The organism is Streptomyces sp. NPDC039462 (assembly GCF_055639375.1).
Genome location: NZ_JBVKAO010000009.1, coordinates 132064 through 144586, shown reverse-complemented (window position 1 = coordinate 144586; position 12523 = coordinate 132064). Strand labels below are relative to the sequence as shown.

General features: G+C 74.0%; 11 protein-coding genes and 1 tRNA gene. 4 read left to right on the top strand and 8 right to left on the bottom strand.

Features of this window, described 5'->3' with window-relative positions; genetic code table 11:
- Positions 1 to 216: 216 nt before the first annotated feature.
- Positions 217 to 1497: a M6 family metalloprotease domain-containing protein gene (locus ACZ7LU_RS35990; protein WP_471919154.1), complete on the top strand. Its 1281-nt coding sequence runs from the start codon at positions 217 to 219 to the stop codon at positions 1495 to 1497.
- Positions 1498 to 1565: 68 nt separating this feature from the next.
- On the opposite strand, the gene ACZ7LU_RS35985 is transcribed toward ACZ7LU_RS35990, so the two are convergent.
- The 7 genes from ACZ7LU_RS35985 to ACZ7LU_RS35955 form a co-directional block, all read right to left on the bottom strand.
- Positions 1566 to 1639: transfer RNA gene (locus ACZ7LU_RS35985), tRNA-Lys, on the bottom strand.
- Positions 1630 to 2217, bottom strand: coding sequence for a bifunctional DNA primase/polymerase (locus tag ACZ7LU_RS35980; protein ID WP_471919153.1), 588 nt, complete (start codon positions 2215 to 2217; stop codon positions 1630 to 1632). The genes ACZ7LU_RS35985 and ACZ7LU_RS35980 overlap by 10 nt, the downstream gene beginning before the upstream one ends.
- 150 nt (positions 2218 to 2367) lie before the next feature.
- Positions 2368 to 2730 carry a hypothetical protein gene (locus tag ACZ7LU_RS35975; RefSeq protein ID WP_398298042.1) on the bottom strand — a complete coding sequence of 121 codons (363 nt, stop codon included), beginning with the start codon at positions 2728 to 2730 and terminating at the stop codon, positions 2368 to 2370.
- Positions 2731 to 2952: 222 nt separating this feature from the next.
- Positions 2953 to 4314, bottom strand: coding sequence for an AAA domain-containing protein (locus ACZ7LU_RS35970; RefSeq protein WP_471919152.1), 1362 nt, complete (start codon positions 4312 to 4314; stop codon positions 2953 to 2955).
- Positions 4314 to 5918 carry a hypothetical protein gene (locus ACZ7LU_RS35965; protein WP_471919151.1) on the bottom strand — a complete coding sequence of 535 codons (1605 nt, stop codon included), beginning with the start codon at positions 5916 to 5918 and terminating at the stop codon, positions 4314 to 4316. The genes ACZ7LU_RS35970 and ACZ7LU_RS35965 overlap by 1 nt, the downstream gene beginning before the upstream one ends.
- A 445-nt stretch (positions 5919 to 6363) precedes the next feature.
- The gene (locus tag ACZ7LU_RS35960) at positions 6364 to 7539 is read right to left on the bottom strand and encodes a hypothetical protein (RefSeq protein ID WP_471919150.1); all 1176 of its coding nucleotides are present in this window, start codon (positions 7537 to 7539) and stop codon (positions 6364 to 6366) included.
- On the bottom strand, positions 7472 to 8443 hold the full coding sequence (locus ACZ7LU_RS35955; RefSeq protein ID WP_468082816.1) for a phosphatase PAP2 family protein: 972 nt from the start codon (positions 8441 to 8443) through the stop codon (positions 7472 to 7474). Before ACZ7LU_RS35955 ends, ACZ7LU_RS35960 begins: the two co-directional genes overlap by 68 nt.
- Before the next feature lie 253 nt (positions 8444 to 8696).
- On the opposite strand from ACZ7LU_RS35955, the gene ACZ7LU_RS35950 reads away from it, so the two are divergent.
- Positions 8697 to 9290 (top strand): histidine phosphatase family protein, encoded by a 594-nt coding sequence (locus tag ACZ7LU_RS35950; protein ID WP_398298032.1) that lies wholly within the window; start codon positions 8697 to 8699, stop codon positions 9288 to 9290.
- On the opposite strand, the gene ACZ7LU_RS35945 is transcribed toward ACZ7LU_RS35950, so the two are convergent.
- Positions 9287 to 10726, bottom strand: coding sequence for a tetratricopeptide repeat protein (locus ACZ7LU_RS35945; protein ID WP_468082817.1), 1440 nt, complete (start codon positions 10724 to 10726; stop codon positions 9287 to 9289). The genes ACZ7LU_RS35950 and ACZ7LU_RS35945 overlap by 4 nt on opposite strands.
- 306 nt (positions 10727 to 11032) lie before the next feature.
- On the opposite strand from ACZ7LU_RS35945, the gene ACZ7LU_RS35940 reads away from it, so the two are divergent.
- Together ACZ7LU_RS35940 and ACZ7LU_RS35935 are read left to right on the top strand one after the other, a co-directional pair.
- Complete coding sequence (locus tag ACZ7LU_RS35940; protein WP_468560470.1) at positions 11033 to 11554, top strand: hypothetical protein; 522 nt, start codon at positions 11033 to 11035, stop codon at positions 11552 to 11554.
- 94 nt (positions 11555 to 11648) lie between these two features.
- The gene (locus tag ACZ7LU_RS35935) at positions 11649 to 12509 is read left to right on the top strand and encodes a spermidine synthase (RefSeq protein WP_471919149.1); all 861 of its coding nucleotides are present in this window, start codon (positions 11649 to 11651) and stop codon (positions 12507 to 12509) included.
- Positions 12510 to 12523 lie beyond the last annotated feature (14 nt).

The following is a 12523-nucleotide window of genomic DNA, read 5'->3' as shown; positions in this document are numbered from 1 at the left end:
GGTTGGCCGGATGACCGTTCCAGCCGTACCGCCGGTCCGGGCGGACGCCACCCCGGTCGGCAGATCGTTTCTGCTCGGCCCTGGACCGCTTCCGTTGCGACCCGATCGCTTGTGACGTTCCGTGAGCGGTCGGGGTGTCGCCCCCTCGCCTCGTCCTCACTCGGAAGGGCCAGACAAACAGGGCAGAGGTCAACAAAGCGTCACAAGGTGGGTGGGGTGTCCCGCATTCCGCACCCGGAGGTCGACGTGCCGCGTCAGCTCCCCCCTTGGGGACTCACCCGTGGAGGGGAGAAATCCCGCCTGCGCAGCACCGCCGCCCTCATCACCTCACTGACCGCTCTGGCCGCCACCTCACTGGTCGCGGGCCCCGCGACCGCCGAGTCCACCGCGGGGCCGTGCGCCCTGCGCCGCACCGCCGCGCACCACTCGGAGGGCCTCGACACCTGGAACACCGCCTATCCGCGCCCGTCCAGGACCCTGAACGCGGCGATGGTGTTCCTGTCCTTCCCGGACTCCCCGCCGCTGACCACGCCCGACGAACTGGCCGCCGACCACTTCCCGGCCACCAGCCGGTTCTTCGAACGCGCCTCGTACGGCAAGTTCACGCTGGTCCCGCACCCGCTGCGCCAGTGGGTCCGGATGCCGGACGACTCCCTTTCGTACGCCATACAGCGCGACTGGAACCCCAAGCGCCGCGCCGCCTATCTGCGGGACGCGGTGGCCGCCGCCGATCCGCACGTGGACTTCTCGCGGTACGACATCGTGTACCTCGTCGCCGACCCGGACGCGCCCGGCGTCGACTCGGACGCCACGAAGGTGGTCAACTTCGACCGGCCGATGCGGGCCGACGGCACGGACATCCGCCGCATCGTCACCGTCTTCGAACGGCATCCGCCCGACCGCAACGTCCTGGCCCACGAGACCGGCCACGTCTTCGACCTGCCCGACCTGTACCACCGGCCCACCGACGGCAAGGGCGACTGGGACACCCACGTCGGCGACTGGGACGTCATGGGCAGCCAGTTCGGACTCGCCCCCGACCTCTTCGGCTGGCACAAGTGGAAGCTGGGCTGGCTGGAGTCGCGGCAGGTGCGGTGCGTGGGCGCGGGCACTGAGCGGCTGACCCTGGACCCGCTGTCGGCGGCCCCGGCGCCCGGCGCCCTCGGCGGCACCCGGCTCGCCGTGATCCGCACGGGCCGGGACGCGGTGCTCGCCCTGGAGGCGCGCGGCCCCGTGGGCAACGACCACGCCACGTGCACGGAGGGAGTGCTCCTCTACGAAGTACAGAACGGGACGGCGTCGGGCAGCGGCCCCGTCGAGGTCGTCGACGCCCATCCGGAGTCCGAGTCCTGCTGGGGCGACTCGGTCTACCCGCAGCTGGCGGACGCGCCGGTACGGGCCGGCGAGAGCTTCACGGTGCCCGGCCACGACGTGCGCGTGGAGGTGGCGGGGCGGACGGCTTCGGGGGCATGGACGGTGGAGGTCACCACGGGCTGAGGCGGCGCAGGTCGCCGGCCATACACGCAAGAAGCCCCTCGCTTCCGCGAGGGGCTTCTCACCGTCTGTGCGCCGCCAGGGACTCGAACCCCGGACCCGCTGATTAAGAGTCAGCTGCTCTAACCAACTGAGCTAGCGGCGCCTGCTGACGTCGTAGACCTTAGCACCCTGATCGCCGCGAGGAAAAATCGATAAGCGGACGGCGGGGGAGGCCGCCGACCTGGCCGCCCGTACGCAGGCCCAGAGGAACACCTCGGGTCCCGGGAGCCACGGGTGGCGGGTGCCGGGGGCCACCAGCCAGCGCGATCCGAGGCGCCCGCCGACCTCCCCGCCCGCCACGAGCGGCGGCACGGTGACCGCGTCGCCCGTGCCGTGACAGAGCACGGGCGGGACGGCGGGGCCCCACTCCTCCCACTCCAGGAGGGCGGGCAGGCGCTGCGCGGTGCCGGGGGATGCGAAGAGCAGGACGCGGCCGCGGTGCGCGGCGACCGGCCCCGAGCCGGGGCCCTCCCCCCACAGGCGGTCGAGCATCCGGCGACCGAAGACCGCGGGGACACTCACCACGTCGAAAGCGGAACCGCAGGGAAGCACGGCGGGGGCGTCGGGCCTGCTCCGCCAGAGGGCGAGAGCGCTGCGCGGATACGTCTCGGCCGAGGCGAGCCAGGCGGCTCCCTCCGCGGTGACGTCCCAGACGTCGTGGCTGGGCGAGGGGCTGCTCATGCCAGCTACATCTACAGAACACGGAAGCCCCGTTCCCGAGAGTTGCCGGAAAAGGGGACGGGGAGGGGGGCGGGGGAGTACCTTGCCCCGCTGGGCATATGCCAGAAGATCGTGAGCGCGGGCTGCTCCGACTCCGGCTCCGTCGCCGGGCTAGTGCTTGTCCGCACCGCCCCGCATCAGGTCACGGCCGTACTCCACCATCTTCTTCGCGTAGTCCTCGGTCCACTCCGCGCGCTCCGCGATCAGCGCGGGCGTCAGCCGGTCGAAGCGGCGCGGGTCGGCGAGCTGGGCGGCCGCCATGGCCTGGAACTCGATGGACCGGTCCGTCGCGGCGCGGAACGCGTGCGTCAGCTCGGTGGCGCGGTCGAGGAGCTCGCGCGGGTCCTCGATCGACTCCAGGTCGAAGAAGTGCTCGGGGTCGGCCGTGGCCTCCGCGGGCTCGAAGAGCAGGGGCGCGGGGCGCATGCGCTGTTCGGTGCGCTGTTCGGTCCGGGGCCGCTCGGGCTCCGCCATGGTTGTTTCCTCCTCGTACGGTGCGCGCCGTCCGTCCGGTGCCGGCCGACTCCCATTCTCCCTTGCCGCGCAAGTGGGCCGCCGGGTGCTCTACAGGGGCGCGGGGAGCTGCGCGCTCAGCTCGCGGCGGGCCGCAGACGCGTCTGCGGGGTTTTCGGCAGGTGCGTCTGCGGCTGGTTTGTGGTTGCTCGCGCAGTTCCTCGCGCCCCTGACGGGCCCCCATCAGGGGCGCCAAGTCACCCTGTGTTCGGAGAGGCGGGCCAGGACCGCGTGATTTGCCTCCCAGCCGTCGGGGAACTTCACCGTGACGCCCAGCTGGACCGGCTCCGTCGACGGATGGTCGTCGAGCAGGGCGCTGACGCCCGCGCGGCAGACGACGATGCAGGCGTGCCGGTGACGGGACGCCAGAACGCAGAGGCGCCCCGTCTCCAGGTGGAAGGCCGTGGCGTCCGGACGCCCGGAGAGCGGGTGCAGGACGACCGTCACGTCGTACTCCCGGCCCTGGAGGCGATTCGCCGTGTCCACCGTGACGTCCAGGACGCCGAGGTCCGCGAGGGCGGCCCGCACCGTTGCCGCCTGGTCGCGGTGGGCGGTGCCGACGGCGATCCGGTCGGCGGTGAGCGGCGTGGGATCAGGGCCGCGCTCGGAGGTTGCCGCGCCGCCGCGGTCCAGCAGGCGGCGCACGACCTGCGCCAACGCGCGGACGGCCTCCGGATCCGTACGCGGCGTGTTCCGCGCGGGCAGCTCCAGCAGGCCCCAGCCCGACTCCGCCGCCTCGTCGATCACCCGGTCGGGGGCCGAACCGTCCGACGGCACCCCGAAGTTGAGCACACGGTCCCCGTGCCCCGTACCGCTGCGGAAGGGCGTGTACGGGTAGAACGCGTCCGAGACGAGGGGCGCCGCCGAGGCCGGCAGCCGCCACGACACCGGCAGGCGGTGCTGCGGCAGCTCGGGATTGTGGGCGAGCAGCGTCGACACGGCGGACGCCGAGGGGTCGTACGAAAGGCCGGCCCACTGCTCGGCGCCGACGATGGAGAACGGGTCCAACTGCCCCGGGTCGCCCACGAACAGCGCCCGCTCGAAGAGCCCCGCCACGGCGAGCAACGCGTCCGAGCGCATCTGATAGGCCTCGTCGACGATGGCGTGGCCCCACGGCGCGTCGAGCTGGTCGGCCTTGACGTGTGCCCACTTCGCGGCCGTCGAGATGACGATGTCGAGGCCCGCCAGGTCGCCCGCCTTCGTCGACGTGCGGACGTTCGCGAGGTCGTCGAGGGCCTTGTCGTACGGATCGGGGTCGCTGCTGTGCAGCCGGCCGACCGGCAGCTCGGGGTCCTTCTCGGCGAGGCGCAGGACCAGGTCGTCCACCTGCGCGTTCGTCTGCGCGATCACCATGAGGGGGCGGCCCGCCGCAGCCAGTTCGCGGGCCGCGCGGACCACGAGGGTCGACTTTCCCGCACCGGGCGGGGAGTCGACCACGACGCCGCGGTGCGTGCCGTGCAGCGTGTCGTGGAGGATCGCCTCCGTGGCGCGCGCGGCCTCGGCGCCGGGGTCGAACGTGCCGCCCGCGGGCGGGGCGAGCTGCATCACAGGGTGTCCTCCGCGGTCACGGGGTCAGGACTCTCCGCGGCGCCCGACGGCGGGCCGCCGTGGGTCCACGGGGTGGCTTCCGGGTCGGGCAGCTTGGGGCCGCCGCGCTGCTCGTGCTCGAAGAGCGTCCAGCAGATCCGGTCGCCCTTCTCGGGGACGGATCCCGGCTCGGGCTCCTTGCCGCGCCCCATCTTGTCGGTGATGCGCAGCACGACGGCCGCCGTGCCGCTCTCCCTCTCGTACGCCTCGTACCCCACGAACTCCGCGGTCTGCGGCTTGCCGCCGAGGGCGCGGTACACCTTCGTGCGCTCGCCGAGGTGCGGCTGGTCGTCCGTGCGGACGGTGATCAGGGGGCGCGGCCGCGGGCTCTTCCCCTCGCTGTACGCCATGACGACCTCCGTCACCTCGCCGACGAAGGCCTCGCCCGCGAGCCGGCGGCCGGCCATCACCAGCGGGTCGTCGAGGGCCTCCTGGGCGTCCAGGCGGGCCTGTTCGCGCTCGCGGGTCGCCAGTTTGTTCGCCGCGGTGACCGCGTCGTCGACGCGCGGCTGCGGCGGCTCGCCCGCCGCCACCCTGTCGCGGTGGCCGGTGAACGACCAGCGGTCGCGGGTCCACCGGTCGGCGGCGTGCGCCGCCTCGGGGAGCGTGCACAGGGCGTCGAGGCCGCGCCACACGGCGTCCCAGGTGGGCCGCGTCCTGCTGTCGATCAGGGCGTGGATCTCCCGCTCGGCGGCGGTCAGGAGCGCCAGCCGCTCGTCCGCCTCGACACCGTCCTCGGCGGCGGCCAGGGCGGTGCGCGCGCGGTCGTAGCGCTCGATGGCGGGGGCCAGCAGGTCATTGTCGAACGCCGGGTCGGTGGCCGGGCCCGCGGGCGGACACAACAGCTGGCCGTCCCGGTCCCGGGCCAGCTCGGCGCGGAGCGCGGCCTCGGCGCCCGAGGTGCCCTCCGGGGCCTCGATCCAGGCGAGCAGGGCGCCCAGGTGCTGGTCCTCCAGGCTGGACTGACCCGTCGCCCAGTGCCGGGACAGCAGCTCGGTCATGGCGACGAGCAGAGACGACCCGGGGACACGGGCCCGCTCCCCGAAGTGCGTCAGCCAGCGGCCGAGGAGGGGGACGCGGGGCGGGGCGGGGTAGGGCGCGTCGGGGTCCTGCTCGGCGGTGCGCCGGAACCGCATGGAGCGGCCGAGGAGCCTTACGAACTCGATGCCCGCGCGGCTCGGCACGATCAGCTGCGGCGCGTCCGTGCAGAGCTCCACCTCGACCTTGACGCGCTTGCCGGTCTCGGGGTCGGTTTCGTTGCGCTCGGCGGTCTCGACGTCCTGCGCGAACGCGTCCACGTACGGCAGAACGATCTCCGCGAGCTGCGCGAGGAACGCGAAGCGGAGGTCGCGGTCGCGGGGCTGCGGCACGACCAGCAGGCGGGGCGAGGTGCGCTTCGTCCCGACGAGCGCGCCGAGCGGCGCGCCCGCCTCACCGGCGGTGATGAGCGGCACGAGCACGAGAGGCCGCTGAGACACATGCCGATGCCGAACGGTCGCCCGCACCTGCGCCCGCCCCGCCTTGACCGCCTCCAACCGAGCAAGCCCATCAATCAACGACACGAGGGCCCCTTCCCCATCCGCACAAGCCCCCCACCGGCCTGCCCCCAACTCCCCACCCACGGGCCCCCGACGCCACCCGCCCGGGAGTGGGCGGACTCTTCAGCGCGAGGGCGAGGACCGGCGTCACGTGGTCGAGCAACCAGGGATCGTTTGTCGGGCTCGGCGCCGCCCGGCTTACCGCCGGCGGGCACGCCCGGGTGTGCCATACCCGGCGGGCAGCCCGGCCCGGCAGTGGCCGACTGTGCGTCGGTAGGCCGACCGTCGGGCTCGGTGGCGGTCCGGCGGGGGCTGGCGGCTCGGTCGCCCGGCACGGCACAGGCCAGCCGGCTGCTGTTGGCCCTGCCGCCGCTGTGGTCGGCGGCGCCGACGCGCGGTGGGGGCGGGGCCGGTCGGTGGGTGAAGGGTGGGTGGGTGGGGAGGTGACCTTCGGGCGACGGGACGACGGTCAGCATTCCGCACCGCCCGAGGCGCCCACGCCAGAAATCGCGCCCACGCCAGAAAGCGCCTCGGCCCGCAACCCCGCCGCCCTCCGCAGCGCCGCCACCGCCGGGTCGTCCGGATCGCCGGTCGAGCCCGCGGCCGCCGCCAGGACCTCGCCGATGGTCGTCAGGCCGCCCAGCTCGCCGCGGATCGCGCGGCCGAGGGACGTCACCTCGCCGTGCTCACGGGCCCGCTCCCGGCAGTGGAAGGCCAGCTCGCAGGCGGCGAGGCACTCCGGGGCGTACGCCGCGGGGACCGCCTCGACCGCCGCCGCCAGCTCGTCCGCGGGACGGCGCACGTCGAAGGTCGTGCCCTCCGGAAGCTCCGCCGCGATGTCCTCGACCCGGGTCAGCCGGGCCAGCTGGCGCCGGGTCACCGACAGCTGCTTGCGGACGTCGACCGCGGACGCCGTCGGCAGGTTCGAGAAGTCCTTGGGGCAGACGAGGACGACGTCGTGCCGGACGCGGGGCGCCGGCTCCATGCGCTCCGCCACCCGCTCCAGCGCCAGCGCGTACACCGCGGACTGGCGGGCGGCCGCGCCCACCTTCGCCGCGTCCGCCGAGCCGTCGATCATCGGGAAGGACTTGATCTCGACGACCGTCCAGCTGCCGTCCGGATGGACCACCACCGCGTCCGGCTCCAGGAAGGCGGGGCTCCCCGCGACGTCCAGGGCCAGCATGGGGTGGTCGAGGAGCGTCCAGCCGCCCGCACCGGTGGCCTCCCGCAGTGCGAGCGCGGTCCGCGCGGCGCGGCCCTCGGGGCCCGCCGCCGACAGGTCGGGGACGGCCGACTCGCCGGGCACCGGCTCGGCCCCGCCGCCCACGCGCGCGTGCGTCAGGCGCAGCAGCTCCGCGCCGCCGTCGGCCTTGACCCGCGCCTCGAAGGCATTGCCCCGCATGAACGCGAACTGGGACTGGCCGAAGCCCGAGGGAGAGCCGAGGGACTCCGCGAGCGCCGCCTTGTCCACCCCCGCGCCGTCCAGCAGCGCACGCCGTCCGCACCCCGGGTTGGCCGCGAGCGCGGCCAGCGCCCGGGCGTCCAGCGGCCGCGCGGGAAGATCCGCGCCGCGCAGCTCAGCGAGCCGGTGCCGCAGCGCCTTCCCCCGCGTCGGTGGGTCGGCCGACGTCTGCGGGGCGGGCACTCGACTCGGTGCCGGGGGCGACACTCTGCTTGCGCTGTCGGGGAATTCGCTCACCTGTCGAAGTCTGGCATCCACCACCGACAATTGAGGACTCTGTGGCGGACGAGGGCACCGAGGACGGCAGGAAGCGGGTCCGCAACCGGTTCATCACGGGCTCCGCGAGCCGCTGCACGGGCCGTACGAGCAGCAGCCCGACGCCCATCACCGCGGCGCCCGCGAGCGCGTCGAAGAGGTAGTGGTTGGCGGTGCCCATCACCACGATCGTGGTGATGAGGGGGTAGGCGACGGCGGCCACCCTGGTCACCGGCGTGCGCCCGCACCGCCACAGCATCACGCCGCACCACAGCGCCCACCCCACGTGCAGGCTGGGCATCGCCGCGTACTGGTTCGTCATCCCGCCGAGCCCGCGCGGCGCGCTCGCCTCGCCGCCCCACCAGCCGTAGTTGCTGTACTGCGCCATGGTGTCGACGAAGCCGTACCCCTTGCTCAGCAGCCGGGGCGGGCAGGTCGGCAGGAGCGTGAAGCCGATCAGGCCGATCATGGTGGAGATCATCAGCCACGCGCGTGCGGCCCGGTAGCGGACGGCACGGCTGCGGAACAGCCAGACCAGGACGGCGGGCGTGACGAGGTAGTGCAGTGACGCGTACCAGAAGTCGGCGGGGACGCCGATCCAGGCGTTGTCGGTGAAGAGACGGTTCAGCGGGGTCTCCGCGTCGATACGGAGGAACCGCTCGGCCTTCAGGATTCCCACACCGTGGTCGATGGCACTGGAGACATCGCCTCGGACGATGAGCCGGCCCGCCGAGTACGCGGCGTACACCAGGACGATCAGCGGCAGCTCCGTCCACCAGCGCAGCCGGGGCCCGGATATGCCGGTGATGCCCGGCACGTCGGTCTTCGGCATCCGATAGGTCCCCCATGTCTTTGTTCACGCGGCGTCTGCCGCCGCCTCACTTTACGGCGTACGCGAAGGCGGGCGAGGCATCCCCCGGCCGACTAAGACGCAGAGATCGGCGCCCGGGTTGCCCACCCCGGCGGGGGCTCGATCACAGGTGGGCGATGATGGAGGGGCAGGCGCGCCCTGTCCGCGAAAAGCATCAAAAGTGTCATCGGCGCACGTGGCCGGATTCGACATGTGTACGACTTGGAGTGACCCCATGGCCCCCCGCATCCTGCTGGCCCGGCACGGACAGACGGAATGGTCCCTGTCCGGGAAACACACCGGCAGGACCGACATCCCCCTCCTCGAAGAAGGCCGCCGCGGCGCCAAGCTCCTGGGCGAGCGGCTGCGCCGCGCGCCCTTCGACGGCCTCCCGGACGTCGAGGTGCGCACCAGCCCGCTCTCCCGCGCGCGGGAGACCTGCGAGCTCGCCGGCTTCGGGGACCGCGCCACCGCCTGGGACGCGCTCATGGAGTTCGACTACGGCGCGTACGACGGCATGACCCCCGCCGACATCCAGGCGATCCGGCCCGGCTGGCTGATCTGGCGCGACGGGGTCCCCGAGGGCGAGACGCTGGAGCAGGTCTCCGCGCGCGCGGACGAGGTCGTTGAATGGGCGAGGAGCGCCGACCGCGACGTGCTGGTCTTCGCGCACGGCCACATCCTGCGGGTCATCGGCGCGCGCTGGCTGGGCCTCGGCATCGAGTTCGCCGCCCGCATCCGCCTCAACCCGACGTCCCTGTCGGTCCTCGGCTGGGCCTACGGAGAGCCTGCCGTCGAGTCGTGGAACGAGACCGGTCACCTGGCCTAGTGCCCCGCGCCTTGGGCCACGCGCGGCAGGGCGGCGTGCCCCTCCAGGAAGTCGCTCACCCCTGAGGTGCTGCGATGCGGCAGGAGGACTCGTGCCGTCGTGGCGAGCATCGACTGGATGCGTGAGGACTGCACCTCTCCCAGGAGCGCGAGGACTTCGAGACCCGCCGCCGCGGCCTCGTCGGGGCGGCCCGCGCGGGCCAGGTCGTCGGCGAGCTCGGCGGTGTAGAGCGCGATGTTCCGGGTGAACTGCGGGGTCTGCGAGGAGGCGGTGTCCACGGCCTGCCGGGCGTGCCCGGTGGCCCGCGCCCACTCGCCGAGGGCCGACCAGCACTGCGCCTCCAGGCCCGCGAACTCGGCGGGGCCGTAGAAGCTCATCCACTCCGGGTCCTCCGCGCGGGCCCCGCGGTCGAAGAGGCCGTGGGCGCGGGCCAGCGCCTGCTCGCAGCCCGAGCGGTCGCCGAGCCCCGCCCAGCCCCCCGCCTCCCGCAGCGCGATGAGCGAGAGCAGCCGGTGCGAGCCGAGGTGGCGGGCGGCGCGCGAGGCCGCCTGGGCCGCCCGCACCGCCTCCCGGGGCCGCCCCGCGTCCCGCGCGAGGAAGGCCGTGTTGCAGAAGGCGTGCGCCTCCAGGGCGTCGTCCCCGGAGACCCGGGCCGTCGCCAGGGCCTCGGCGTAGTGCGAGCGGGCGTCGTCGAAGCGGCCCGAGTCGTGGGCCAGCCAGCCCACCGAGATCGCCAGCTCACCGGCGCCCGCGTGCAGCCGGTCCGAGGTGGCCTGCCGGGTGGTGGTCCCCGCGTCGAGCAGGGTGTAGGCGGTGCGCAGGGGGGCGGCCGCGCGCCGGTAGAGCCCGTCGGCGCCGTGCCGGTCGTCGAGCAGCCTGATCTTGCGCACGGCCTCCTCGACCGCGCCGGCCTCGGCATCGCCGACCCTGCGGCCGCGCAGGGCGGCCGCCTCCGCCGGACCGCCCAGGGTGAGGCCGATGGGGCCGAGGGCGGCGGCCACGGTGGCCGTGGAACCGGTCATGAACGCGCGACGCTGCACGTCGCTCTCCTCGTGGGTCTGGACCGCGTACGGATCGCAGGCGCGGGGGTCGGACCCGGACGGATGGGACTCGTACAACTGGATCGTGGTCGGTTGTTCGGCGCGCGCCCCCCTGCCGCGCACCAGGGCGCGGGGGGCGAACCCCAGGTCGGTCAGGGACCGGCCGGGGAACATGTGCAGGAACACGCGCTCGTAGGCGTAGTTGGGACAGCGGATCTCGCCCGCCTCCACGCGCCCGATGTAGCGGGCGTCGCAGCTGACGCGCTCGCCGATCTCACGGGCGGACCGCCGGACGGCCGCGGCGAACTCGCCCGGCGAGCGCTGTCCGCGGAGTTGTCGGAATGCGAGGTTCGGTCGTGGGGACTGAGTTGACGATGCCATCGGTGACGACGCCATGGCCGGACCCTCTCGTGCGGATCGTGCCGGATGGTGCACACGCTCGCGCACTGGACGCCGCGCCCGCGCGCTGGGTCTCGCGGGCCTGCCCTGTTCCGGCGGAGCACGAACGTACCGGCTGTGACGGGTCCGCCACGCGGGGTTTGGCTACAAACCGGATATCTCATCCGGGATCCGCCATGAAATGCCATCCTTTGCGGCGGCGTGCCGCAGTGCCTGTTGACGTCGTCGCGCGTTGAACCATGAGGAGCGGGAGCCGGGCGGCTGCCGCACTGGCGAGGAGGGGTTTCCTTGTTGGAGATCGGCATGGAGAACGGCGACTCCCGTAAGGGGAACGGCACATCCCCGGCGTCCCTGACGACGGCGCGACACCGGCCCACCCAGGACCGCAGCGCCCCGCCCCCCGGCTCGATGCCCTGCGACGACGAGTGCTGCGACCTGGTCACCGTCCCGGCCAGGCAGGGCCTCGAAGCGGTCGACATCCTGCGCCGCGGCGCGGGCGACACCATCGGCCCCGTGCTGCACGACGGCGGCTGCGCCACGCTCGGCTTCCTCGTGCCGCCGGGCACCGCCGACGGCTGGGACCTGCCGGGCAGCGCCTGCACCCAGACGTACGGACGCGGCATGAGCGTGTACACCCACCCGGCGGCCGGGCAGCCGGGCCAGGGCGGGCCCGCCGGGTCCGTCGTCCCCGACCCGCCGGTCGCGGGCACCGGCTGGCTGCTCCCGCCGGGCGGCGAGACCGACCCCGTTACCGACCCGGCCGTCCTGCGGGCCGCGCTCGGCCAGGCCGCCCGCACCATCGAGGCCGCCGACAACTGCCGCTGAGCCGGCCCACAGCGCACCACACCGCACCGCAGGGCCCCGGCGCCCCGCGCACCGCCGGCGGGCCGTGCCGTTCGCGTACGCCGATAATGGCCGGATGGCAAGGAACAAGCGGGCCCGGGAAGCGCGGGAGGCCGTCGTCGAGAAGGTGGACGGCGGACTCGCCGAACTCATGCCGGACCGGGACAGGCCGCGCGCCTGGACGCTGCTCGTGGATGGCGCCCCGCAGTCCCACGTCGACCTCGACGACCCCGCGTACCTCGACTTCGAGTACCAGCGCAGAATCGGCCACATCGCCGACCTCGTCGCCCCGCCCGGCAAGCCCGTGCACGCCGTGCATCTCGGCGGCGGCGCCTTCACCCTCGCCCGCTACATAGCCGCGACCCGCCCCCGCTCCACCCAGCAGGTGGTCGAGCGCGACACCGCCCTCGTCCGGCTCGTCCGCCGCGAGCTGCCGCTGGACCCGCAGAGCCGCATACGGGTGCGCGGCACCGACGCCCGCGAAGGCCTCGCCAAGATCCCCGACGGCTGGGCGGACCTCGTCATAGCCGACGTCTTCAGCGGGGCACGCACCCCCGCCCATCTCACCAGCACGGAATTCCTCACCGACATACGCAGGGTCCTGAAGCCCGGCGGGTACTACACCGCCAACCTCGCCGACGGCCCGCCGCTCGCACACCTGCGCGGCCAGCTCGCCACCGCCGCCGTCCTCTTCCCCGAACTCGCCCTCGCCGCCGACCCCGCCGTGCTCCGCGGCAAACGCTTCGGCAACGCCGTGCTGCTCGGCTCCGACCGGGAGCTGCCGGTCGCCGAGCTGACCCGGCGCTGCGCGAGCGACCCGCACCCCGGCCGGGTCGAACACGGGCGCGCACTCCGGGACTTCGGCGGCGGAGCGGCGGCCGTCACCGACGCGGGCGCGGTCGCCTCACCGGCGCCGCCGCCATCGGTCTTCCGCTGACGCCTCCGGGGTCC